Origin of the sequence: Saccharothrix xinjiangensis (genome assembly GCF_039527585.1) — a bacterium.
Classification (GTDB): Bacteria; Actinomycetota; Actinomycetes; order Mycobacteriales; family Pseudonocardiaceae; genus Actinosynnema; species Actinosynnema xinjiangensis.
Genome location: NZ_BAAAKE010000001.1, coordinates 50495 through 73816 on the forward strand (window position 1 = coordinate 50495; position 23322 = coordinate 73816).

Sequence of the window (23322 nt, forward strand, 5' to 3'; positions counted from 1 at the left end):
GAGTCGCGCGTTCGGCTAGCGGATGCGTTCGAGCAGGGGCCGCACGCGGGGCGGGACGGGCGTGGACAGCGCGATCGACGTCGACATCCGCTGCACGCCCGGCACGTCCACGATCGAGTCGATCACCCGCTGGAGGTCGGCGTTCGACCGCGCCACCACGCGCGCGAACAGGTCGCCCTGACCGGTGGTGGCGTGCACCTCGCACACCTCGTTGATCGCGGCCAGCCCGTCGCACACCTCTTGCCGCCGGCCCTGCGCGATCTCCAGCACGGCGAACGCCGTCAGCCCGTACCCCATCGCGGCCAGGTCCAGCGCGGGCGGGAACCCGGTCAGCACGCCCCGCGCCACCAACCGGTCCAGCCGCGCCTGCACCGTGCCGCGCGCCACGCCCAGCCGCCGCGAGCACTCCAGCACCCCGAGCCGGGGCTCATCGGTGAGCAGCAGCAACAGCCGTGCGTCGAGATCGTCCACGACCTGGTCAGAGTGTTCACCTTGCGCGCCTGAAGCCATGAACAACTGTACAACCTGACCAGCAAAACAAGACACTGTTGCGCACCCTGCTCAAGCCGCCACATCCTGTGAGGTATGACGCAGCAGCTTGACGACGTGAGCTACGACCAGCTCCGCCAACTCGTGGGCCTGGTCGACTACGACGGGACGCGGGACCCGTTCCCCGTCCGCTCCATGGACGCCGTGGTCTTCGTGGTCGGCAACGCGACCCAGACCGCCTGGTTCTACCAGGTCGCCTTCGGCATGCAGCTCGTCGCGTACGCCGGTCCGGAGACGGGGCAGCGGGACCACAAGTCCTTCGTCCTGAAGTCGGGCTCGGCGCGGTTCGTGATCAACGGCGGCGTGGCGCCGGACAGCCCGCTGCTCGACCACCACCGCAGGCACGGTGACGGTGTCGTCGACCTCGCGCTGGAGGTCGGGGACGTCGACCGGTGCGTCGAGCACGCGCGGGCCCAGGGCGCCACCGTCCTGGTGGAGCCGCACGACGTGAGCGACGAGCACGGCACCGTGCGGACCGCCGCCATCGCGACCTACGGCGAGACCCGCCACACCCTGGTCGACCGGTCCCGCTACACCGGCCCCTACCTGCCCGGTTACGTGGTCAAGGAGAGCACGGTCGTGCGGCCCGAGGGCGCGCCGAAGCGGTTGTTCCAGGCGGTCGACCACTGCGTGGGCAACGTCGAGATCGGCCGGATGGACCACTGGGTCGAGTGGTACAACCGCGTCATGGGCTTCGTGAACATGGCGGAGTTCATCGGCGACGACATCGCCACCGACTACTCGGCCCTGATGAGCAAGGTCGTCTCCAACGGCAACCACCGGGTGAAGTTCCCGCTCAACGAGCCGGCGATCGCGAAGAAGAAGTCGCAGATCGACGAGTACCTGGAGTTCTACGAGGGCGCGGGCGTGCAGCACATCGCGCTCGCCACCAACGACATCGTGGCCACGCTGAAGGCCATGCGCGCGGCCGGCGTCGAGTTCCTGGAGACGCCCGACTCGTACTACGACGACCCGGAGCTGCGGGCGCGCATCGGCGAGGTGCGCGTGCCGATCGAGGTGCTCAAGGAGCACCGCATCCTGGTCGACCGGGACGAGGACGGCTACCTGCTCCAGATCTTCACCAAGCCGATCGGCGACCGGCCGACCGTGTTCTACGAGCTGATCGAGCGGCACGGGTCGCTGGGCTTCGGCAAGGGCAACTTCAAGGCCCTGTTCGAGGCGATCGAGCGCGAGCAGGAGCGCCGGGGCAACCTGTAGCGGCGGCCTCCCGCGGCGACTCGCGACCTCTCGCGGCAGCGACCTGCGGCGGGCGGGACGGCGGGCGCGGCGGCGTCGGGAACCGACAGGGCGACCTCCGACGTTGATCCGGCAACGGGCCGGTCCGGGCACCCCCGGGCCGGCCCTTTCCTGTCGGCGAGCTGATGATGCCCTGCCTGGTGTGCCGGGACCGGTACTCTCGGTGCGGGGGTATCTCACACGGCATTGACCTGGAGGGTGGCATGGCGCTCGCGGTACGGGTCACCGCGGTGCTCCCGCTCGTCGGAGCGGTGGCCACGGCCGCGGCGCTGACGGGCGCGGCGTTCTTCACCGTGGCCCACGCCGGGTGCGCGGAGACCGGCCGGTTCGTGGAGCGCGGGGGCGTGGTGGAGTTCGAGGGCGGGTGCGTGGACGGGCAGGAGCTGCCCGCCGTGCCGCCGCAGGTGGAGAACGCGCGGTACGACGTCAAACCCTGACCGCGGCCCCGGCCCGGTTGGCGGTGAACGGCGCCCTCCGCGCGGTTTTCCGCGATAGTGGAGCCATGTGTCGCAACATCAGGGTGCTCCACAACTTCGAACCGCCCGCCACCGAGGACGAGGTGCACGCGGCGGCCGTGCAGTACGTGCGCAAGGTCAGCGGCTCGACCAACCCGTCGGCGGTGAACCAGGAGGCGTTCGACGCGGCGGTCGAGGCGATCGCCGAGGCGACCCGCACCCTCCTGGATTCGCTGGTCACCAAGGCCGCGCCGCGCGACCGCGAGGTGGAGGCCGCCAAGGCGAAGGAACGCGCCGCCACCCGCTACGCCCGCTGACCCCGCGCGTGTCCTCCGCTCAGGCATCGCGTGTCCTCCACTCGGACACCGCGAGTCGACCGCTCACGCACCGCAGCCGCCGGGTCCAAGGGGCGCCGAACGCAGAACTCGGCGGTCCTGAACGTACGACACGGTGGTCCTGAACGTACGACTCGCGATGCTTGAGTGGAGGACACGCGATGTCCGAGTGGAGGACACGCGGGGTTCTAGGCGAGGGCCGCGGTCAGGTCGGCTACCAGGTCCTCCGGGGATTCGATGCCCACGGAGAGGCGGATCAGGTCGGACGGGACCTGGAGCAGGGAGCCGGCCGTGCTCGCGTGCGTCATCCGGCCCGGGTGCTCGATCAGGGACTCCACGCCGCCCAGCGACTCGGCCAGGGTGAACACGCGGGTGCGGGCGCAGACGTCCAGGGCCGCCTGCTCGCCGCCCTCGACGGTGAAGGAGATCATGCCGCCGAAGCGGCGCATCTGCTTGGCCGCGACCTCGTGGCCCGGGTGGTCCGGCAGGCCCGGGTAGAGGACGCGGGTCACCCTGGGGTGCCGCAGCAGGGCCTCGGCGACCTTCTCGGCGTTGTCCGAGTGCTTCTCCATGCGCACTTCGAGGGTCTTGAGGCCGCGCAGCGTCAACCACGCGTCGAACGGCCCCGGCACCGCGCCCGCGCCGTTCTGGAGGAACCCGAACGCCGCGTCCAGCTCGGTGTCGGAGGTGATCAGCGCGCCGCCGATCACGTCGGAGTGCCCGCCCACGTACTTGGTGGTCGAGTGCAGCACCACGTCCGCGCCCAGCTCCAGCGGGTTCTGGAGGTACGGCGAGGCGAACGTGCTGTCCACGACCAGCTTCGCGCCCGCCGTGTGCGCCACCTCCGCCAGCACCGCGATGTCGGCGATGTTCAGCAGCGGGTTCGTCGGCGTCTCGATCCACAGCACCTTGGTGTTCGGCCGGATCGCCGCGCGCACCGCGCCCGGGTCCGACACCGCCACCGGCGTGTGCTCCACGCCCCAGTGCGACAGCACCTTGTCGATCAGCCGGAACGTGCCGCCGTACGCGTCGTTCGGGATGACGACGTGGTCACCGGGCCGGCACATCGCCCGGAGGGCCGTGTCGGTCGCGCCCATGCCGGAGGCGAACGCGCGACCGTGCCGCCCGCCTTCGAGCGCCGCCAGGCACTGCTCCAGCGCGGTCCGGGTGGGGTTGCCGGTGCGGGAGTACTCGAAGCCGCCGCGCATGCCGCCCACGCCGTCCTGCGCGTAGGTCGAGGTGGCGTGGATCGGCACGATGACCGAGCCCGTCGTCGGGTCGGGGTCCTGCCCGGCGTGGATGGCCCTGGTCGCGAAGCCGTGGTGGCCGCTGTCCGTCATGCGCCTAGGTTACGACCGTGACGACGACAACCGCCCACCGGTCGAGACCGGTGGGCGGTTGGGTTTCACGCGCTGGTCACCACTGCTGCGGCGGCTGTTGGCCGTAGGGGTTCTGCTGCTGCGGCTGGCCGTAGCCGGGCTGCTGGCCGTAAGGCTGCTGCTGCTGACCGTAGGGGTTCTGCTGCTGGCCGTAGCCGCCCGCGCCCGGGTACCCGCCCGGCGCCGCGGCGACCGGCGCGTTCACCACGACGGTGCCCAGGATCTTGTCGGCCCACGTCTGCTTCTTCAGCTCCCACAGGGGCGCGAACCAGCCCGCGCCGCACGGCAGCGAGTCGACGAAGTGGCACAGGTGGCGGACGAAGGCGTTGCCGAAGCCGATCGGCTGCCCCGTCTCCTCCTTGACCAGCTTGATCTTGGCGACCTTCTTGCCCATCGACTGGCCGGTGGTGCCCGCCAGGTACCAGGAGTTGTAGATCAAGAACCCGAGGTAGGCCACGTAACCGACGGTCGAGAGGATGAACGCCAGCGTCGGGTCGTTGGTGGCGATGCCGATGCCGAAGAGGACGCCGACCAGGATGCCGGGCGCCGCGTAGTCGATCAACCCGCCGATCGCGCGGCTACCCCACTCCGCGTAACCGCCGGGGGGCGCCGGGTAGCCGCCGGGCTGGCCGTACGCCTGGGGCTGGCCGTACCCGGGCTGCTGCCCGTAGGAGGGCTGGCCGTACGGGTTGGACTGCTGCTGCCCGTACTGGGGCTGCTGGCCGTACGCCTGGGGCTGGCCGTAGGGCTGCTGGCCGTACTGGGGGGGCTGCTGGCCGTACTGCTGGCCGTACTGGGGAGGCTGCCCGTACGGGGGCGGCTGCTGGGCCGGGAACCCGCCGGAGGCCGACGGCGGCTGCTGCGCCGGGAAACCGCCGGACGCGGGCGGCTGCTGCCCGGGGAAACCGGGCTGCTGGCCGTACGACGGCGGCTGCGCGGTGGCGCCCGGCGACACGACCTGCGTGGCGTCGGGGTTGGCCGCGGGCTGCGCGCCGGACGTCGGGACGACCTGGGTCGCCTCGGACGGGGGGAACGCAGGGGGCTGACCGCCGCTCGGCACGACCTGGGTCGCGTCGGCGCCGGGGGGTTGGGCACCCTGTCCCTGCTCCTGGTTGTGGCCGCCGAACTGCTGGTTACCTGGCGGCTGTGGAGCGTTCATCGGAGTTTCCAACCCCCTTGGCACGGGCCGTACGCGTATCGAGTCGGTGGCCCACGCTAGCGGATCGCCCCGCGCCGGCCACCGGCAACCGGTCAACGCCCCCTGGTTAACGACCTGCGAGGAAGCCCAGCACGTCCTGCCGCGTCACCACGCCGGCGGGCTTGCCGTCCTCCAGCACCAGCGCGCCGTCCGCCGAGGACAGCGCCTGCATGACCGAGCTGATCGACTCGCCCGCGCCGATGGTCGGCAGCTTGGTCGACATGTGCTTGTCGAGCCGGTCGGTGAGCTGCGCCTTGCCGGTGAACAGCGAGTCGAGCAGGTCTCGCTCGTTGACCGAGCCCGCGACCTCGGCGGCCATCACCGGCGGCTCGGCGTTGACCACGGGCATCTGGGACACGCCGTACTCGCGCATGATCGCCACGGCCTCGGCGACGGTCTCGTTGGGGTGGCCGTGCACCAGGTCGGGCATGGTGCCGTCCTTGCGCCGCAGCACGTCGCCGACGGTCGCGCCGGCGGCGTCCGGCGACAGGAAGCCGTACTGCGCCATCCACTTGTCGTTGAACACGCTGGACAGGTAGCCGCGCCCGCCGTCGGGCAGCAGCACCACGATCACGTCGTCCGGGCCCGCGTTCTCCGCCACGCGCAGCGCCGCCGCGACGGCCATCCCGCACGACCCGCCGACCAGCAGGCCCTCCTCGCGGGCCAGCCGCCGGGTCAGCTCGAACGACTCGCCGTCGGACACCGCGATGATCTCGTCGCAGACGTCCCGGTCGTAGGCCTCGGGCCAGAAGTCCTCGCCCACGCCCTCCACCAGGTACGGCCGGCCGCTGCCACCGGAGTAGACCGAGCCCTCGGGGTCCGCGCCGACGATCCTCACCCGGCCCTGCGAGGCCTCCTTGAGGTAGCGGCCGGTGCCGGAGATCGTGCCGCCGGTGCCGACGCCCGCGACGAAGTGCGTGATCCGGCCGCCGGTCTGCCGCCACAGCTCGGGCCCGGTGCCGTGGTAGTGGCTGGCCGGGTTCTCCTGGTTGGCGTACTGGTTGGGCTTCCACGCGCCGGGGATCTCGGCGACGAGCCGGTCGGAGACGTTGTAGTAGGAGTCGGGGTGCTCCGGCGGCACGGCGGTCGGGCACACCACGACCTCGGCGCCGTAGGCCTTGAGGACGTTGCGCTTGTCCACCGAGACCTTGTCCGGGCACACGAAGACGCACTTGTAGCCCTTCCGCTGGGCCACGAGCGCCAGGCCGACGCCGGTGTTGCCGGAGGTGGGCTCGACGATGGTGCCGCCGGGCTGGAGCTCGCCGCTGCGCTCGGCCGCCTCGACCATGCGCAGCGCGATGCGGTCCTTCACGCTGCCGCCGGGGTTGAGGTACTCCACCTTCGCCAGCACGAGCGGCTGGAGCCCCTCGGTGACGGAGTTCAACTTCACCAGTGGGGTGTTGCCGACCAGGTCGACGACGCTCTCGACGTACTCCACGACGGCCCTTCCACTTCTTGGGATGACCCGTTGAGCGTATATGGAGGTCGGGGCCGGTGCTCCTGTTGACGATCGACAGGGACGGGGGTCGGCGGGCGCGGGTTCGGGGCGCTCGCCGCGGGTGGCGTTCTCCGTCACGAGTGGTGGCCGCGCTGAACAGGCGTTAACTAGGCTGCACGTCACACGTTGCGGCGAAACAAAGGAGTTCCGTAATGCCGGAAGCCGTGATCGTCTCCGCCGCCCGGTCCCCCATCGGGCGCGCGGGCAAGGGATCGCTCAAGGACGTGCGCGCCGACGACCTCACCGTGCAGGTGCTGGGGGCCGCGCTGGCGAAGGTCCCGCAGCTCGACCCGCGCGACATCGACGACCTCATGCTCGGCTGCGGCCTGCCGGGCGGCGAGCAGGGCTTCAACATGGCGCGCGTGGTGGCCGTGCTGGCCGGGCACGACGAGCTGCCGGGCACGACGGTGACCCGGTACTGCGCGTCCAGCCTCCAGACGACGCGGATGGCGCTGCACGCCATCAAGGCGGGCGAGGGCGACGTGTTCGTCAGCGCGGGCGTGGAGGTGGTGTCCGGCTTCGCGCGCGGCTCCTCCGACTCGTGGCCGGACACCCACAACCCGCGGTTCGCCGACGCCGAGGCGCGCACCGCCTCCGTGGCCGCGTCCGGCGCGGCGGAGTGGGTGGACCCGCGCTCGGCCGGCTCGCTGCCCGACATCTACGTCGCCATGGGGCAGACCGCGGAGAACCTGGCGCTGGCCAAGGGCGTGACGCGGGAGGAGATGGACGAGTTCGGCGTGCGGTCGCAGAACCTCGCCGAGAAGGCCATCGCCGACGGCTTCTGGGCCCGCGAGATCACCCCGGTGACGCTGCCGGACGGCACCGTGGTGTCGACCGACGACGGGCCGCGCGCGGGCGTGACGCTGGAGGGCGTGTCCGGGCTCAAGCCGGTGTTCCGCCCGGACGGCCGGGTGACCGCCGGCAACTGCTGCCCGCTGAACGACGGCGCGGCGGCGCTGGTGATCATGAGCGACACCAGGGCGGAGGAGCTGGGCATCACACCGCTGGCGCGCGTGGTGTCCACCGGCGTGTCCGGCCTGTCCCCCGAGATCATGGGGCTCGGGCCGGTCGAGGCGTCCAGGCGGGCGCTGGCGCTGGCCGGGATGTCGATCGGGGACATCGACCTGGTCGAGATCAACGAGGCGTTCGCCGCGCAGGTCATCCCGTCCTACCGCGACCTGGGCATCGACCTCGACCGGCTCAACGTCAACGGCGGGGCGATCGCGGTCGGGCACCCGTTCGGCATGACCGGCGCCCGGATCACCACGACGTTGATCAACTCGCTCCAGTTCCACGACAAGCAGTTCGGGCTGGAGACCATGTGCGTGGGCGGCGGCCAGGGCATGGCGATGGTGATCGAGCGCCTGAGCTGAGCGACCCCAGGGGCCCTGAGTGTCGAACTCAGGGGTCCTGGGCGTTCGACACGGTGTGCCTGAGCGTTCGACTCGCGATGTCCGAGTGGAGGACACGCGGTGTCCGAGTGGAGGACACGCGGTGTCCGAGTGGAGGACACGCGGGTGGAGAGAGAAGGGCGCCCCGGCTGGTGGCCGGGGCGCCCTTAGTCACTCGGGGCCGGGTCAGTCGCCGCTTTGGAAGTAGGAGAGCAGGCGCAGGATCTCCAGGTAGAGCCAGACCAGGGTGGTCATCAGGCCGAAGGCGACCCACCAGGCCCACTTCGACGGGACGCCGGAGCGGATCATCTCGTTGGCGGCCTCGAAGTCCAGCAGGAAGCTGAACGCGGCGATGCCGATCACCACGAGGCTGAACACGATCGCCAGGGGGCTGCCGTCGCGCAGGCCCAGGTTCACGCCGAACATGCCCATCAGCAGGTTGCCCAGCATGAGCACGACCACGCCGACGGTCGCGCCGATGATCCACTTGGTCAGGCGCGGGGTGACGCGGATCGCACCGGTCTTGTAGACCACGAGCATCGCGGCGAAGACGCCGACCGTGCCCAGGATCGCCTGCCAGGCGATACCGGGGAAGATCGCCTCGAAGACACCCGTGATGCCGCCGAGGAACAAGCCCTCGGCCGCCGCGTAGGTCAGCACCAGCGGCGCGCTCGGGGTGCGCTTGAAGATGATGACCAACGACACGACCAGGCCGACGATCAGGCCCGGCAGCACCAGCGTCATCGGCGCGACGGAACCCGACAGGACCAGGAACGCCGAGATGAAGCCGGTGACCAGGGTCAGGGCGAGCGTCATCGCGGTCTTGGTGACCACGTCGTCGATGGTGATGGGGCGCTCACCCGTGGTGGGCGGCGCGCCCTGGTAGCCGCCGTACTGCTGTGCCTCGTGCGGCTGCCCGAAGCCTGCGTAATTGCCGTAACCGCCGCCTGTCGGCAGGTTGCGGAACGCGGGGTTGCTGCTGGTACGCACCTCGTCCTCCTGTGGCGTTCCTACGCCGTCACGGGGTCCAACGACCACACGAGCCGATTCGTTCCCGTCGGGTAAAAGCGACTTTACCCGGGCCGTCGACCCGGGATCCACGGCCCGCCTGCGGAGCGTAGCCGCCGTTCCACCCCCCTGGAGGCTTGCCGAGGTGATCCAACACCCGAAAGGCTGCTCCCGGCAGCTCGTGCAGATCATGCGGACGCGCCACCAAGAGGGGTTGCAGACGATATGTTGAGACGACTCGCCGGCGTGGCGCTGACCGCCGGCCTGGCCGCGTTCGCCGTCCCCGTCGTGGCGGACGCCCAGCCCGTCCAGGCGTCCCGGACCGTCGGGCACGCCACCTCGGCCCAGGGCTACGTGGGCAAGGACCCGGCGGACCCGGAGAACACCGACTGGCTCGGCGCCTACGACTGGGACGGCCAGCGCGTGTGGTGCGTGCAGTACTCCCTGCACGCGCCGCGCAGCGACCAGAAGTACGTGGACGGCGACGTGCTGCGGTCCAAGGGCGGCGTGGCGCTGCCCGCCGAGGTCGCGGCGAACATCTCCTACCTCCTGCTGCGCTACGGCGGCACCACGTCCAACGACGAGGCCGCCGCGCTCGCGCACCTGCTGCACACGTGGACGTCCTACCCGGACCCGGCGAACGGCGTGCACCTGCGCAAGGACGTCGGCTTCATCGAGGTCGCCTACGACGAGGCGTTCCACGCCGACGAGCTGGCCCGGAAGTTCCCGGCGGCGCGCGAGGCGGTCGACCGGCTCCGCTCCGACGCCGAGGCCAACCGCGGCCCGTGGACGACCGGGGTGACCGCTCCGGACAAGGAGCAGGTCATCGGCGTCGCCGGCACGTGGGTCGTCGACGTCAACAAGACCGGCGGCGGCCAGGTCACCGGCCTCCCGGTGACCGTGGAGCTGACCGACGCGACGCTCAAGGACGGCTCCGCCAACGGCCGGCTGAACACGCCCAACGACGGCAGCGCGCTCGGCGTCGAGGTCGTGCCGACCGGCCCGAACCCGACCGTCACGGTGAAGCTGGCGAGCCCGGCCGCGCAGCCGAAGGTCCGCGTGCCCGAGGGGCGCAACGACATGCAGCGGGTCGTCGCCACGGGCGGCGAGCAGGAGCTGACCGCCACCGCGTCCACCACCGCCAAGACCCCGCCGGGCGTGGTCCAGGTGGCCAAGACCGACGAGGAGACCGGCAAGGCCGTCGCGGGCACCGCGCTCAAGGTCACCGCCGCGGACGGCAAGTCGCCCGCCAAGCGGCAGGACGACACCGACCTCACCGGCCCCGAGGGTCAGCCGATCGTGCTCCAGACCGGGGCCGACGGCCTGGTCACCGTGCCGGACCTGCGCACGCCGCAGGAGATCTGCGTCGTCGAGGTCGCACCGGCCAAGGGCTACGAGGAGCACTTCGACCCGAACGCGCCGCCCAGGGCGTGCGGGAAGGTCGAACCGGGGCAGACCCTGGCGCTCGCGATGGCCAACAAGCCGAACAAGCCGATCGTGCCGATCACCATCCCGGCGGGCTCCGGCGAGCTGGTCGCCAAGGCGTCGTACACCTCCGAGCCCCGGACGGGCGCGCTCGTCGGGTTCGGCGGCGTGGCGCTGCTCGGCGCGGCGCTCGTGGGCCTGCTGGTCCGGCGGAGGGCGACCGCGCGCTCGTGAAGGGCCAGTGGGCGAACGCGCTGCTGACCGGCGCGGCGGTGGCGGCGCTGCTCGCCTCCGCCGCGCTCGTCACGACCGAGGGCGAGCCCGTCGTGCTGGCGGGCCTGGCCGAACCGGGCGAGGCGGGTGTGCCGCACCCGCTGGGCGACAGCGCGCGGGACGGGCGGCTCCCGGCCGGGATGCCCGCCGGCGCGAACGCGCCCGCGTCACCGCCGCCCTCGCAGCCCGCCGCCGCCACCACCACGACGACGACCGCCGCTCCCCCGGCGCAGGCCGGGCAGCGCCCCGGCACGGTCCGGCTGCCGCGGGGCGGCCTGGCCACCCTGGTCCGCGCCGAGGTCTCCGCCGACGGCGTGCTGCCGGTGCCCGAGGGCGTCGGCGAGGCGACCTGGTGGGGCGTCGACCTGGGCGCGGCCGAGGGCGCCACCGTGCTGGCCGGGCACGTGAACTGGCGCGGCGCCACCGGCCCGTTCGACGAGCTGTGGCGCGCGTCGGTCGGCCAGGCCGTCACCGTGGTCGACACCGCGGGCAAGGTGTTCGAGTACCGGGTCGGCGCGGTCGAGGCCGTCCGCAAGGACGACCTGCCGAACCGCGCGGTCGAGCTGTTCGGCCCGCGCGGCGGCCACCGCCTGGTGCTGGTGACCTGCGGCGGCCGGTGGGTCGGCGGCGACACCGGCTACGAGGAGAACCAGGTGGTCACCGCGACACCGGTGACGTGAAGGCAACCTGCGGCCACGCCCGGTCGTCCTGGTTGGTGTGAAGCGATGGGGCTTGGCGAGCACGGGCGTCGCGCTGGCGCTGACCCTGGCGGTCCTGGCCGTGATGGGCGCCCGGGACCCCGGCCCCACCGACGACGTGGGCGACCTGGCCTCGCCCCTGCCGATGGCGCCCCGCGCGACCACCGGCAGCAGCGCCGCCGCCGCGCCGCCGCCGACCGTGCCGATGCCCGCGAACCCGCCGGCGTGGATGCGCCGCGTGCAGCCCGGCGAGAAGCCGCCCCAGTTCGTGCTCTTCTCCTTCGACGGCGCCGCGTCCAAACCGCACTGGGACCGGATCCTGCCGCTCAGCCGGGAGGTGGGCGCGCACGTCACCGGCCTGCTGTCGGGCGTGTACCTGGTCGCCGACCAGGACGCGGTCGCCTACACCGGTCCGGGCCACCAGCCCGGGTACTCCTCGATCGGGTTCGGCGGCAGCCGCGCCGACGTGGAGCTGCGGATCGACTACCTCAACGACGCCATCGCCGCGGGCCACGAGATCGGCACCCACTACAACGGCCACTACTGCCACGGCGACGAGCCGAGCGTGGGCCGGTGGAACACCGAGCAGTGGAACCGGGAGCTGGACCAGTTCTTCGCCTTCGTCGAGCGGGCGCGGGGCGAGGGCTTCAAGCTGGACCCGGCCACCGTGCGCGGCGGCCGAACGCCGTGCCTGGAGGGCGACTGGGGCCAGGCGTTCCCGGCGATGAGGGGGCACGGCCTGGTCTACGACACCAGCCACGTGAGCCTGGGCGTGGTGTGGCCGTCGGTGCGGGACGGGCTGTGGGAGTTCCCCATGCCGGAGGTGCGGGTGCCCGCCCTCGACCGGCAGGTAGTGATGATGGACTACAACCTCTGGTTCGCGCTCAACGGCGCCAGGGAGGAGCCGGCGCGGGCCGACGACTTCAAGCAGGTCGTGCTGGACACCTACCGCTCGGTCTACCAGGCGGCGTTCAACGGCAACCGCGCGCCGGTCGTGGTGGGCAACCACTTCAACGAGTGGGCCGGCGGCGCGTTCAGCCGCTCCGTCGAGGAGTTCATGCGGGAGGTGTGCGCGCGGCCGGAGACGGTGTGCGCCACCTACACCGAGGTGATCCAGTGGATGCAGCTCCAGGACCCGGGGCTGCTGGCGCAGCTGCGGCGGATGCCGCCGGCGATGAACGACTGACCCCGATCGGGGGGTGGGCCACCGGCGCCGGTCCGGCCGGCCGGCCGGCCGGGAGGATCGTGGCCCGTGACGGACCGCGAACCGGTGCGCCGGACCCGCGCGCGACCGGCGCGGGCGGCCCCGGGGCATCGCGAGCCCGGTGGGCGGGCCGACCACCGTGACCCTGGAGCTGCCGTGCGCGTTGTCCTCGGTGAAGACCTCGCCCTCCTCCGGGAGGGCCTGATCCGGCTGATGGCGGAGGGCCGTTCGAACGGCTCGATCGCCGCGCGGCTGTTCGTCACCGAGAAAGCGGTGGGCAAACACATCGCGAACATCTTCGGGAAGTCGGACCTGCCGTTGTCGGGGGACGACAACCGGCGGGTGCTCGCCGTGCTCGCGTATTCGGATGCCGTATGAATCGTTTCTCAGGCTAAGTACCATCTGGTTCAACTACGAAGGCGGAGGATGTCCATGGGTACGACGGCGGAGTTGGCCGACGAACTGCTCGACGTGGTTCTCCGGCAGTCACCGGTCGGCGCGTCCGTCCTCGGTGTGCCCGGTTACGACCACCTGCTGCCCGACCACCGGCCCGAGGCGGAGCAATCGCTGCGCGCGGAGGCCGCGGGGATCGCCGAGCGGGCCCGCGCGCTGCCCGCCGACGACGACCCGGTGACGCGGGCCGTGGTCGTGCAGCAGGCCGAGGCGCTGGTCGACTGGATCGACGCGCGCGCCGTCGAGTACACGATCACCGACACGTTCATGGGTCCCGTCGGCGAGGTGCTGACCGCCCTGCCGATGACCGTCCCGAACGGCGCCGGGGGCGAGCAGGCCTACCTGGACCGGCTCGCCGCCGTCCCGGCGTTCCTGCGCGCGGTCGCCGAGCGGCACCTGGACGGCGTCGGCGCGGGCCGCACGCCGGTCCGGCACCTGGTCGCCAACGCCGTGGCGCACCTGGACCGCTACCTGGCCGCCGACGAGGACCCGCTGGCCAGGCCGTCCGGCGGCGAGGCGTTCGCCGACGGGCGCGACCGGCTGCTGGCCGAGGTCGTGCGGCCCGCGTTCGCCCGCTACCGGGACGTCATCGCGGGCATCGAGGGCCGACCGGCCGACCGGGTCGGCGTGGGCCTGCTGCCCGGCGGCGAGGAGGTCTACGCCGCGCTGACCCGCTTCCACACCACCACCTCCCGCACCCCCGAGGAGCTGCACCGGACCGGCCTGGACCTGATCGCCGGGCTGGCCGACGAGTACGCCGAGGTGGGGCGGCGGGTGTTCGGCACGTCCGACGTGGCCGAGGTGTTCCACCGGATGCGCACCGACCCGGCGCTGCGCTGGGACTCGGCGGACGAGCTGCTCACCGCCGCGCGCGAGGCCGTGACCCGCGCCGAGGAGGCCGCGCCGCGCTGGTTCGGCCGGCTGCCGGAGCTGCGCTGCCGGGTCGAGCCGGTGCCCGAGGCCGACGCGCCCGGCCAGCCGACGGCGTTCTACGCCCCGGCCTCGCTGGACGGCCTGCGCCCCGGCACGTACTTCGCCAACACCCACCGGGTCCGGGAGCGGTTCCGCTACCAGGCCGAGGCCACCGCGTTCCACGAGGCGGTGCCGGGTCACCACTTCCAGTTCAGCCTGGCCCAGGGCCTGACCGAGCTGCCCGCCCTGCGCCGGTTCGCCCAGGTCACCGCCTACACCGAGGGCTGGGGCCTCTACACCGAGCGGCTGGCCGAGGAGATGGGCCTGTACTCCTCGGACGTGGCGCGGCTGGGCATGCTGGCGCTGGACTCGATGCGCGCCGGGCGGCTGGTGGTGGACACCGGGCTGCACGCGCACGGCTGGAGCAGGCAGCGGGCGATCGACTACCTGGTCGAGCACACGCCGCTGGCGCCGGTGGAGATCGAGAACGAGGTCGACCGGTACATCGCCGCGCCCGGCCAGGCGCTGGCGTACATGGTCGGCAGGCTGGAGATCCAGCGGCTGCGGTCGGGGGCCGAGCGGGCGCTGGGCGACCGGTTCGACGTCCGGGCCTTCCACGACCTGCTGCTGGGCGGCGGCCCGCTGCCGCTGGCCGTCCTCGACGAGGTGGTCACCGGGTGGGTGGGTGAGCGGTCCTGACGTGGGCGGGGGACTCCGGGGCGGGGTCCCCCCACGCGTGCGCCAGGCCCTTGATCACCCGGTAGAAGGGTGAAACCACGAACGGCGCAGGACGTGCCCCCGACGGGATTCGAACCCGTACTGTGACTCTTTTAAGGAGCCTGCCTCTTCCGATTGGGCTACGGGGGCAGCGGGGAGCTTAAGCCGTTACCGAGCGTTCGTGGGGCAGGTTCGATAGAAGTCCCCCGCACGGCTCAATGCGATCCGCTATTGCGCTCATTCAGGTAATGGACCCAGAGCGCTCATCCCGAGTACGACTTCGTGATAAGCGTCACACCGGAGTGCTTGTTCGACGAGCTCATCCCGCAATGCTGCGGTGAAGCCGATACCAAAACCCAGAGCCGTAGCAACCAGATATGCGGTTTGCGACAGGTGACCCACGTCCATTTGCACAACGCGGTAGGCGCGGGCCGTGTCGTAGCGCCAACTCGTCCGTTCGAGCACGCCGGTGTACGCGAGGACCAGTGGCGCCCGGCCGACCCACTCCTGGTCCCCGGCCGCCCTCGCCATCTCGTCCGGCCCCCACGCCACCCCGAGGGGCTCCAGGGCGTGGGTGAGGCCGTCGTAGTGGTACCAGCCGTGCGCCAGGCCGTCGACGCCGCGCGCGTGCGCGTACAGCTCCACCGGGTGCCTGCCGCCGCCGGACGGGCTGGTCTTGTACACCGTGCCGGAACGCCCGATCCGGGACCGCGCGGGCGACGGGCCGGCCAGCACCGCCAGCAGCTCGCCGACCCGGGTCACCGAGATCGGCGCGCCGCCGAACTCCCGGGTGGTGCGGCGGGCCAGCAGCACCTCGCGCAGGCCCCGCCGGCCCCACGCCGGGTCGTCCGAGGGCGGCGGCAGCAGCACGGCGGTGCCGCCGAGGCTGCGGAACGGCGCGGGCGGGGGCCGCACCGCGAGCTTGGCGTCCAGCGCGGCGTCGTGCTCGTCGGCGTCCAGGAACGGCGCGTCGCCGAGGGTGCGGCTGGCGAAGTGGAAGTGCCTGGCCGCCTGGCCCCAGGCCGCCCAGCCCTCCAGCAGCCGGCGCTCCCGCTCGTGCCGCGGCGAGCCCTCCACCACCAGCACGCCCGCCTCGACCAGCTCGTCGACCACCTTGCGCAGCGCCACGCGGTCGTCCTCGGCCAGCGGGGCGAGCAGCTCCTCCACGTCGGTGAACTCGACGAACTTGCGGCACAGCAGCTCCGCCGTCTCGCTGATGGCGAACCGCCGGTGGTGCAGGTAGTCGTCCCAGACCACGGCGCCGTCCTGGTAGAACAGCGTCGCGTGCTCAGCGACCTTTGCCCGCACCCAAGAGCTCCTTGAACCGCGCCGCCACCCACTCGTGCACCGCCGCGGACACCCGGTGGTCCCCGGCGCGGTGCTCGAACCACCGCCAGTCGCAGTTGACGTTGACCTCCAGGAACACGTGGTCGCCGCCCGCGACGAGCAGGTCGAACGCGGCCACCTGCAAGCGCCAGTGCCTGGCCAGCGCCAGCAGCCGGTCGGTCAACCCGGTCGGCGCCTCGACGGGCGTCACCCGGACGGCCCCAGGATCCACCCACAGCTGCGCCGGGTCCAGCTTGTCGACCTGGAAGGCCAGGCAGCGCTCCCCCACCACGAACACCCGCAGCTCGGTCTCGGCGGGCACGTACTCCTGCACGATCACCGGCGCGGACTCGGGCACGTCGCCCGCCCGGCTGGTCTCCAGCGGGCGCGGGAACAGGCCGTGCTGCTTGCCGGGGCGCGGTTCCAGCAGGTGGCGGCCCGAGGTCTTGACGATGCAGCGCCCGCCGCCGGGCCGGGTGCGGCCGGGGCGGGTGGTGACGGTGGTGCGCGGCACGCGCAGGCCGAACGCGGCGGCGTCGGCCAGCTGCGTGAGCCGGTCGAGGTGGGCGGTGGCGCGGCTGGGGTTGACGTGCGCCCAGTCGCCGCGGCTGGCCAGCCAGTTCGCGACCGAGCCCCACTGGTCCACGGCGTAGGCGCCGGCGAGCGTGCCCGGCTCGACCGGGATCGAGGCCAGCTCGAAGTGCCTGCGCCACACCAGCAGCGGGCGCAGCAGCCAGCGGTCCAGCTCCAGCAGCGGCTGGTCGGTGTAGACGGTGAGCGGCAGGTCGACCGAGCGGTCGGCGTCGATGCGGGCCATCCGGATGCCGCGCTCGGCCAGCGCGACGGACAGCTCGTTCATCTCCATGTCGGCGGCGCGGGCGAGCACCAGCACGCAGGGCACGGGGCCGCCGTCGCCCTCGTCGACCATGCCGAGGCGGTGCACCTGCTCCTGGAAGTCGAGGCACTTGGGCTGCGACCGGAAGAGGTAGTCCTGGCCCTGGAGCAGCAGCGGGACGGGCTTGGCCGGGGCGGTGGCGGGTTTGGGCCCGGTGGTCGCGGCGGTGCCGGAGGTCCCGGCGTCGAAGGGGCCGGTGTCGAAGGCCGCCGGGTCGAAGGGGCCGGGCGCGAGCGGCCGGGGTTCGAAAGACTCGGGCTCGAACGGCGCGGGCTCAACCGGCGGGCGCTCGGACGACGTGGGGGCGACCGGCTGGGGCGCGACGGGCCGGGGTTCCGCGGGTCTGACGACCTCGGGCGGGGGGACCCTCTCGTCCCCCCGCCCGGCGACGGTCATGCTCAGTCGTCTTTCTTGCTACAGAAACGCTTCTCCGCGGTGGCGTACTCGGCGGAGAACTCCGCCAGCGCGCGATCCTCGATCTCACCGCGGCGAAGCTGTGCGGCCAGCTCCTCGAGCGACATCGCGGTCACCTCTCTCCCACTGATGCATCACACATTCAGGCGATACATCAGCTGTATTCTTCGCATCACGTTACGCAATGTCAAGCCGAACGAGACCCCATTAGCCCGATCGGGTGCTCAAGTTGCGTCACTGAGCCAGACGGTCCCCGACGCGTGGCGACCGAACGGCGCAGCGCGTCGAGGACCGTTCGCGTCCTCAGCTCTTCACGGCCCGGTCGAACTCGGCCTTCGGGTCGTGGATCTGGCCGAGCGCGACCACCTCGCGGCCCGAGAACAGCGCCTGCGTCCAGTCCACGAAGACGCGGAACTTGCGGTTCACCGTGGGCATGAACATCACGTGGTAGCTGCGGTGCATGAACCAGGCGACCACGCCCTTGAACCGCATGCCGTACACGTCCGCGACGCCCTTGTAGAGGCCGAGGCCGGCCACCGAGCCCACGTACTTGTGGTGGTAGTCCTTGGGCTTGCGGCCGCGCAGGCTCGCCACGATGTTCTTGGTCAGCAGCTTCGACTGGCGGATGGCGTGCTGCGCGTTCGGCACGCATGTCGCGGTCGGGTCCTCCTCGGTGCGCGAGAGGTCCGGCACGGCCGAGCAGTCGCCCGCCGCCCACACGCCCGGCAGGCCGACGACCTGCATGGCCGCCGTGCACTGCACCCGGCCGCGCGCGTCCAGCGGCAGGTCGGTGTTGCGCAGCACCGGGTTGGCCTTCATGCCCGCGGTCCAGATGATGGTGTCCGAGTCGAACTCGGTGCCGTCGTCGAGGACGACGTGGCCGCCCTCCATCGACTTGACCCGGGTGTCGAGGTAGCACTCGATGCCGCGCTTCTCCAGCTGCTCGACGGTCCAGACGCCGAGCCGGGCGCTCACCTCGGGCATGATCCGGCTGGTCGCCTCGACCAGGACCCAGTGCATGTCTTCGGGCTTGAGGCCCTCGTAGTAGCGCAGCGCGTAGCGGGCCATGTCCTCCAGCTCCGCCAGCGTCTCGATGCCCGCGAAGCCGCCGCCGATCACCACGAAGCTCAGCAGGCGCCTGCGCAGCTCCGGGTCGTTGGTGCTGGCCGCCTGGTCCAGCCGCGACAGCACGTGGTTGCGCAGGTAGATGGCCTCGCCGATGGTCTTCATACCGATGCCGACCTCGGGCAGGCCGGGGATCGGCAGGGTCCGCGAGATCGCGCCGAGCGCCGAGACCAGCACGTCGTACTCGAACTCCTCGGCGTGCCCGTCGGCCAGCTCGACCGTCACGCACTTGCGGGCGTGCTCGACCTTGGTGGCGCGGCCGGTGACGACGTGGCAGCGCTTGAGGACCTTGCGCAGGGGCACCACGACGTGGCGCGGCTCGATCGAGCCGGCCGCCGCCTCGGGGAGGAACGGCTGGTAGGTCATGTGCGGCTGGGGGTCGATCACCGTCACGGACGCCTCGCCGGAACGCAGCTTCCTCTGCAATCCCAGCGCGGTGTACATGCCGACGTACCCACCGCCGACGATCACGATCCGTGTGGGTTGCGACTTCACAGCAGCCATACACCCATGGTCCCACCGGGTGGCCCGTTCACGCGCATCGGAGCAGCCCGTTGTGACCACTGTCGCCGGGTGACGCCGAACACCCCTCGACTGACCAGCGCGTCCCGGCGAACGCGCTGAGAGGAACGATCCAGTAGCTCAGCTCCGGCTGAGCCGGCGGGCCGCTCCCCTCAGCTCCCGCGGCGCAGGAGCAGCACCGCCACCAGCACCAGCCCGACCGCGCACGCCAGTCCGACCACCTCGACGGGCACCGCCGTTCGGCCGCCCGGCACCAGGGCGACGAGGCCGGCCAGCGCGAACACGGAGAGTTGAACGAGGACGAACCTCCTCGCCGGCGCCGCTAGCGCTTCCGGGTGAACGCGCGAGGCGAGCGGGACGACCGCCGCGTAGGCGCACAGCACGTGCACCAGGTGCAGCAGGACCACCAGCGCGAGGACCGCCGGCCAGGGCGTCCCGTCGGTCGCGAACACGACGGCCGCGGCCGGGTAGGCGATCAGCAGCGCCGCCGCGGCGGACGCCGGTATGGCCGCGGCGGCGACCGCCAGCACCAGGTACAGCGCCAGTGCCGGCGCCTCCACCCCGACGCCGGCGAGCACCGCCGCCACCGCGCCGCCGGTGACCGCGATCGCGGCCCGCAGCACCCAGCCGGGCAAGCCCGCGCGCAGCTCGAAGCGCGGCTCGGTGTCCACGCCGCCCGCCTCCACGCCCGCGCTCCCCACACCCGCGCCCTCGGTACCTGCGCCCCTCACACCCGCGCCGTCCGGACCCGCACCCCTCACGCCCCCGGGGCGCGCCGCGCGCCCCGGGCCCGTCTTCTCCCCCGCGCCCTCCGGGCCCGCGCTCACCGGGCCACCCGCCGGGCCGCCCGCGCCTGCCGCAGCACGCCCGCGATCGGCCCGCCCCACGTCACCACGGCCACGCCGTGCTGCCGCATCGCCTCCAGCCGCACGTCGTGCTCCAACCGGATCACCTTCAGCGCGCTCTCCCCCCACGGCGCCTCCGGATCGGCCCGCAACCGCTCCGGCAGCACGTCCACCGCCAGCACGAGGTTGCCGCGCCGGGCCGCGTGCACGGCCAGCTCCACCACGTCGGCGTCCAGGAACGGCGACAGCACCACCACCAGCGCGCCGTGCGGCACCTGCTCGGGCCGCAGCACCGGCTGCGACGCCCAGCCCGCCCACCGCGCGCACACCACCAGCTGGTGCCGCAGCCGCAGCAGCTGCCGCTGCCCGACGCCGGCCCGCAGGCTCAGCCGCGGCCGGGCCAGGTCGACCAGGCTCACCCGGTCGCCCTGGCGCAGGTAGCCCGCCGCCAGCGACGCCGCCGCCCGCACCGCCCGGTCGAGGCTGCCGCCGCGCCGGGCCGTGGTGTCGCGCAGCGCCACCGACCAGTCGCCGACGGCCTCGCCCAGGTCCACCCTGGTGTCCAGGGCCAGCACCACGTCCGCGTCGGCCTCCGCGTGGTGCTCGCGGACGTGCAGGGCGCCGGTGCGCACCGACACCCGCCAGTCGATCCGCCGCAGCCGGTCGCCCGGCTGGAACGCCCGGATGTCCCGCAGCTCGACCGAGTCGCCCGGCCGCCGCGCCCGGTGCGCGCCGACGAGGCCGGCGGCGCGGGCGGGCAGCAGGCCGGCGGGCAGCGGCTCGACCGGCGGCAGGATGACCCGGCCGCGCTCGGGCGCGGTGACCGGGCCGTGCACCAGCAGCGCGTCCGGGCCCGCCACCAGGTGGTCCGGGCGCAGGTCGACGCCCTCGCCCCAGTCGTCGCGGCGCAGCGCGAACCCGATCTCGCGGGCCGAGGCGGGCAGCAGGTGCACCGGGCCGATGCCCTCGCCGGCCACCGGCAGCCGGATCGCCACCACCTCCGCGCCGAGGCCCGGGTCGATCTCCACCGCGGACCTCGCCGCGCCGACCTCGCCGGTGCGCGGCAGGGCGCGGACCCCCACCTCCGGCTTGCCGCCGACCGGCGTGACCAGCGCGAACAGCGTGGAGATCAGCAGCGGTGCGCCGAAGAGCACCAGCTCGACCTCGTGCAGGAGCCCGCCGAGCACGACCATGCCCACGCCCAGCGCGAGCCCGCGCACCAGGGCGTCCGTCGGGTGCCAGCGGGCGCCGCGTCCGCCGGTGAGCGCCTCCTTGAGCCGCTGGGCGCGGTTCACGACCGGGTGCTCGCGGGGCCCGGCACCCGGCCCAGCAGCTCCGTCACGACCTCGACGCCGGTGGTGCCGGACGTCCACGTCTCCGGGCGCAGCGTGAGCCGGTGGGCCAGCGCCGGCACCGCGCACTCCTTGACGTCCTCGGGCAGCACGAAGTCCCGCCCGTCGAGCACCGCGAGCGCGCGGCCGACCAGCACCAGCGCCTGCGCGCCGCGCGGCGACGCGCCGACCTCGACGGCCTTGTGGACGCGGGTCGCGGCGGCGAGGTCCACGCAGTAGCGCAGCACGTCGTCGTCCACGGTCACCCGCTCCACGCCCCGCTGGAGGGCGAGCAGCCGCTCGGCGTCCAGCACCGGCTCCACCTCGGTCTCCTCCTGCCGGCGGGCCAGGCGGCGGCGCAGCACCTCGACCTCCTCCTCCCGCGGCGGGTAGCCGACGTCCAGGCGCAGCAGGAAGCGGTCGAGCTGCGCCTCGGGCAGCGGGTAGGTGCCCTCGTACTCGACCGGGTTGGCGGTGGCCAGCACGTGGAACGGGCGGGGCAGCCGGAAGGTGCGGCCCTCGACCGTGACCTGGCGCTCCTGCATGGCTTCGAGCAGGGCGGACTGGGTCTTCGGCGGGGTGCGGTTGATCTCGTCGGCGAGCAGCAGGCCGGTGAACAGCGGTCCCTCGCGGAAGGCGAACTCGCGCGTGCCCGGGTCGTAGAGGAACGAGCCGGTCACGTCCGCGGGCAGCAGGTCGGGGGTGCACTGGAGGCGCTTGAAGTCCAGCCGGAGCGCCTGGGCGAGGCTGCGGGCCATCAGCGTCTTGCCCAGGCCGGGCACGTCCTCCAGCAGCACGTGGCCACCCGCGAGGACCGCGGCCACGGCCAGCCGCAGCGACCGCTCCCGACCCACGACGACCGTGCCGACGGCGTCGATGACCGCCTTGGCGTCCGAGGCGATGGTGCTGGTGTTCGGCGTCGTCACAGGTTCTCCAACAGGTCGGCGAGCTTCTCGGGCCCGGGCAGCGGCGCGCCCGGGTCGGTGAGGAGGCGGTGCAGCTCGGGGCCGAGCAGGTCCCGGGCCCGGGGGTCGTCGAGGTCGGCCACGTCGTGCCGCTGGCGCAGCCGCGCCTCGGCGAGGCGGCGCAGGCGGGGCTGGACGCGCCGGGTGAAGCGGTCCTGGTCGACCGCGGCCTCCGCGAGCCGGCCCGCCAGGGTGGACGCCTGGGTGGACGTGCCGCCCGCGACCTGCGCCGGCGGTGGCGCCCAGACCACGTCGGTGGACCGCGGCAGGCGCGACACGAGCAGCGCCAGCGCGCCGACGGGCAGCGCGACGAGCACGGCCCAGTGCACCGGCGCGCCCACGCGGAACAGGACGAACGCGGTGACGACCACCCCGGCGACCGCGAGCGGGACGGCCTTGCCCAGGGCCAGCAGCGGTGGCGCCGCGAACCCGGCCGGGCGCTCCCCGCTCACCGCAGGCCCCGCACGATCGCCTCCAGGGCCTCCGCCGCGGCGCGGGCGTCGTCCCGGGTCACCTCGGCGGAGCCGAAGCGGGCCCGCTGGTAGGCGCGGCGGAGCGCACCGGTCGCCGCCTCGTCGACCCGGTGGCGGGTCAGCAGGTCGCCGGTGAACTCGGTGGGCGTCTGGTGGCCCTGCCGCGGCAACCCGCTCTCCTCGGCGGCCCGCTCCAGCGTCAACCAGGCGGCGATCACCGCGTCGCCCGGCGGCCCGCCACCGCGTTCCCGCAGCTCCTCCAGGGCCTCGGTGGCGCGTTGGACGAGGATCTCGGGCGCACCCACCCGCCCGTCGACCGCATCGGGCGCATCGGCCTCCCGCCCCGCGCGGGACCTCCGCCCGCGCCGCACCTGGCCCAGCGCGTGCACCGCGATCACCACGAGCCCGACGACCGCCGCCGCGACCACCACCAGCAGCAGCACCAGGAACGACCCGGCCGTGGTCGACCCGCCGACGTCGGCGAGCGGCTCCTGGTCCGGCGCGGGCGGCGGCGTCGTCACCGGGGCGTCGTCGACGTCACCGCCGCGGTCGGCGTAGGTCACCGGCGACGACCCGCGCGCGGCGAGCGCCACCAGGACGAGGGCGGAACCCGCCACGAGGGCGAGCGCGAGCCGGGGTTTCATGGCACCAGGATGCCCGCCGGCGCCGCGTCC

Annotated in this window: 23 protein-coding genes and 1 tRNA gene; 9 read left to right on the plus strand and 15 right to left on the minus strand. The window is 73.1% G+C overall.

Annotation, left to right across the window (positions count from 1 at the left end; genetic code table 11):
* Positions 1-15: 15 nt before the first annotated feature.
* A complete protein-coding gene (locus ABD223_RS00250; RefSeq protein ID WP_344034699.1) occupies positions 16-510 on the minus strand; it encodes an Lrp/AsnC family transcriptional regulator in 495 nt (164 codons plus the stop codon).
* Positions 511-585: 75 nt separating this feature from the next.
* Between ABD223_RS00250 and hppD the strand changes: the two genes are divergently transcribed.
* The 3 genes from hppD (at position 586) to ABD223_RS00265 (ending at position 2578) form a co-directional block, all read left to right on the plus strand.
* Positions 586-1767, plus strand: a complete 1182-nt coding sequence (hppD, locus tag ABD223_RS00255) for a 4-hydroxyphenylpyruvate dioxygenase (protein WP_344033718.1) — start codon at positions 586-588, stop codon at positions 1765-1767.
* 242 nt (positions 1768-2009) lie between these two features.
* The gene (locus ABD223_RS00260) at positions 2010-2243 is read left to right on the plus strand and encodes a hypothetical protein (RefSeq protein WP_344033719.1); all 234 of its coding nucleotides are present in this window, start codon (positions 2010-2012) and stop codon (positions 2241-2243) included.
* Positions 2244-2308: 65 nt separating this feature from the next.
* Positions 2309-2578 (plus strand): DUF2277 domain-containing protein, encoded by a 270-nt coding sequence (locus ABD223_RS00265; protein ID WP_344033720.1) that lies wholly within the window; start codon positions 2309-2311, stop codon positions 2576-2578.
* A gap of 206 nt (positions 2579-2784) precedes the next feature.
* Here the strand turns inward: ABD223_RS00265 and ABD223_RS00270 are convergent, their stop codons facing one another.
* The 3 genes from ABD223_RS00270 to ABD223_RS00280 all read right to left on the minus strand — a co-directional run bounded on the left by ABD223_RS00270 (position 2785) and on the right by ABD223_RS00280 (position 6611).
* Positions 2785-3936 (minus strand): cystathionine gamma-synthase, encoded by a 1152-nt coding sequence (locus ABD223_RS00270; RefSeq protein ID WP_344033722.1) that lies wholly within the window; start codon positions 3934-3936, stop codon positions 2785-2787.
* 76 nt (positions 3937-4012) lie between these two features.
* Positions 4013-5134, minus strand: coding sequence for an RDD family protein (locus tag ABD223_RS00275; RefSeq protein ID WP_344033723.1), 1122 nt, complete (start codon positions 5132-5134; stop codon positions 4013-4015).
* A gap of 106 nt (positions 5135-5240) precedes the next feature.
* Positions 5241-6611, minus strand: a complete 1371-nt coding sequence (locus ABD223_RS00280; protein WP_344033724.1) for a cystathionine beta-synthase — start codon at positions 6609-6611, stop codon at positions 5241-5243.
* A gap of 212 nt (positions 6612-6823) precedes the next feature.
* Between ABD223_RS00280 and ABD223_RS00285 the strand changes: the two genes are divergently transcribed.
* On the plus strand, positions 6824-8044 hold the full coding sequence (locus tag ABD223_RS00285; protein WP_344033725.1) for an acetyl-CoA C-acetyltransferase: 1221 nt from the start codon (positions 6824-6826) through the stop codon (positions 8042-8044).
* A 204-nt stretch (positions 8045-8248) separates the two neighbouring features.
* On the opposite strand, the gene ABD223_RS00290 is transcribed toward ABD223_RS00285, so the two are convergent.
* Entirely contained in the window at positions 8249-9052 is an 804-nt protein-coding gene (locus ABD223_RS00290; protein WP_344033726.1) for a Bax inhibitor-1/YccA family protein, read from the minus strand.
* Positions 9053-9295: 243 nt separating this feature from the next.
* On the opposite strand from ABD223_RS00290, the gene ABD223_RS00295 reads away from it, so the two are divergent.
* From ABD223_RS00295 to ABD223_RS00315, 5 genes are all read left to right on the plus strand, one after another.
* Positions 9296-10729 carry an MSCRAMM family protein gene (locus ABD223_RS00295; RefSeq protein WP_344033727.1) on the plus strand — a complete coding sequence of 478 codons (1434 nt, stop codon included), beginning with the start codon at positions 9296-9298 and terminating at the stop codon, positions 10727-10729.
* A complete protein-coding gene (locus ABD223_RS00300) occupies positions 10726-11448 on the plus strand; it encodes a class F sortase (RefSeq protein WP_344033728.1) in 723 nt (240 codons plus the stop codon). Before ABD223_RS00295 ends, ABD223_RS00300 begins: the two co-directional genes overlap by 4 nt.
* A 37-nt stretch (positions 11449-11485) precedes the next feature.
* Complete coding sequence (locus ABD223_RS00305; RefSeq protein WP_344033729.1) at positions 11486-12652, plus strand: polysaccharide deacetylase family protein; 1167 nt, start codon at positions 11486-11488, stop codon at positions 12650-12652.
* A 174-nt stretch (positions 12653-12826) separates the two neighbouring features.
* Positions 12827-13048, plus strand: coding sequence for a LuxR C-terminal-related transcriptional regulator (locus ABD223_RS00310; RefSeq protein WP_380646469.1), 222 nt, complete (start codon positions 12827-12829; stop codon positions 13046-13048).
* 54 nt (positions 13049-13102) lie between these two features.
* Positions 13103-14734 (plus strand): DUF885 domain-containing protein, encoded by a 1632-nt coding sequence (locus tag ABD223_RS00315; RefSeq protein ID WP_344033730.1) that lies wholly within the window; start codon positions 13103-13105, stop codon positions 14732-14734.
* A 94-nt stretch (positions 14735-14828) separates the two neighbouring features.
* On the opposite strand, the gene ABD223_RS00320 is transcribed toward ABD223_RS00315, so the two are convergent.
* The 10 genes from ABD223_RS00320 to ABD223_RS00365 all read right to left on the minus strand — a co-directional run bounded on the left by ABD223_RS00320 (position 14829) and on the right by ABD223_RS00365 (position 23292).
* Positions 14829-14902, minus strand: a tRNA-Leu gene (locus tag ABD223_RS00320).
* Positions 14903-14989: 87 nt separating this feature from the next.
* Positions 14990-16060 carry a SagB/ThcOx family dehydrogenase gene (locus ABD223_RS00325; protein WP_344033731.1) on the minus strand — a complete coding sequence of 357 codons (1071 nt, stop codon included), beginning with the start codon at positions 16058-16060 and terminating at the stop codon, positions 14990-14992.
* On the minus strand, positions 16041-17369 hold the full coding sequence (locus ABD223_RS00330; protein ID WP_344033733.1) for an ATP-grasp domain-containing protein: 1329 nt from the start codon (positions 17367-17369) through the stop codon (positions 16041-16043). The genes ABD223_RS00325 and ABD223_RS00330 overlap by 20 nt, the downstream gene beginning before the upstream one ends.
* A gap of 2 nt (positions 17370-17371) precedes the next feature.
* Positions 17372-17494, minus strand: a complete 123-nt coding sequence (locus ABD223_RS00335) for a hypothetical protein (RefSeq protein ID WP_344033734.1) — start codon at positions 17492-17494, stop codon at positions 17372-17374.
* Between the two features lie 196 nt (positions 17495-17690).
* Positions 17691-19016: an NAD(P)/FAD-dependent oxidoreductase gene (locus ABD223_RS00340; RefSeq protein ID WP_344033735.1), complete on the minus strand. Its 1326-nt coding sequence runs from the start codon at positions 19014-19016 to the stop codon at positions 17691-17693.
* A gap of 170 nt (positions 19017-19186) precedes the next feature.
* Complete coding sequence (locus ABD223_RS00345; protein ID WP_344033736.1) at positions 19187-19765, minus strand: hypothetical protein; 579 nt, start codon at positions 19763-19765, stop codon at positions 19187-19189.
* Between the two features lie 92 nt (positions 19766-19857).
* A complete protein-coding gene (locus tag ABD223_RS00350) occupies positions 19858-21174 on the minus strand; it encodes a DUF58 domain-containing protein (RefSeq protein WP_344033737.1) in 1317 nt (438 codons plus the stop codon).
* Positions 21171-22136 (minus strand): AAA family ATPase, encoded by a 966-nt coding sequence (locus ABD223_RS00355; RefSeq protein WP_344033738.1) that lies wholly within the window; start codon positions 22134-22136, stop codon positions 21171-21173. The genes ABD223_RS00350 and ABD223_RS00355 overlap by 4 nt, the downstream gene beginning before the upstream one ends.
* On the minus strand, positions 22133-22627 hold the full coding sequence (locus ABD223_RS00360; RefSeq protein WP_344033739.1) for a hypothetical protein: 495 nt from the start codon (positions 22625-22627) through the stop codon (positions 22133-22135). The genes ABD223_RS00355 and ABD223_RS00360 overlap by 4 nt, the downstream gene beginning before the upstream one ends.
* Complete coding sequence (locus ABD223_RS00365; protein WP_344033740.1) at positions 22624-23292, minus strand: DUF4129 domain-containing protein; 669 nt, start codon at positions 23290-23292, stop codon at positions 22624-22626. The genes ABD223_RS00360 and ABD223_RS00365 overlap by 4 nt, the downstream gene beginning before the upstream one ends.
* Positions 23293-23322: the final 30 nt, after the last annotated feature.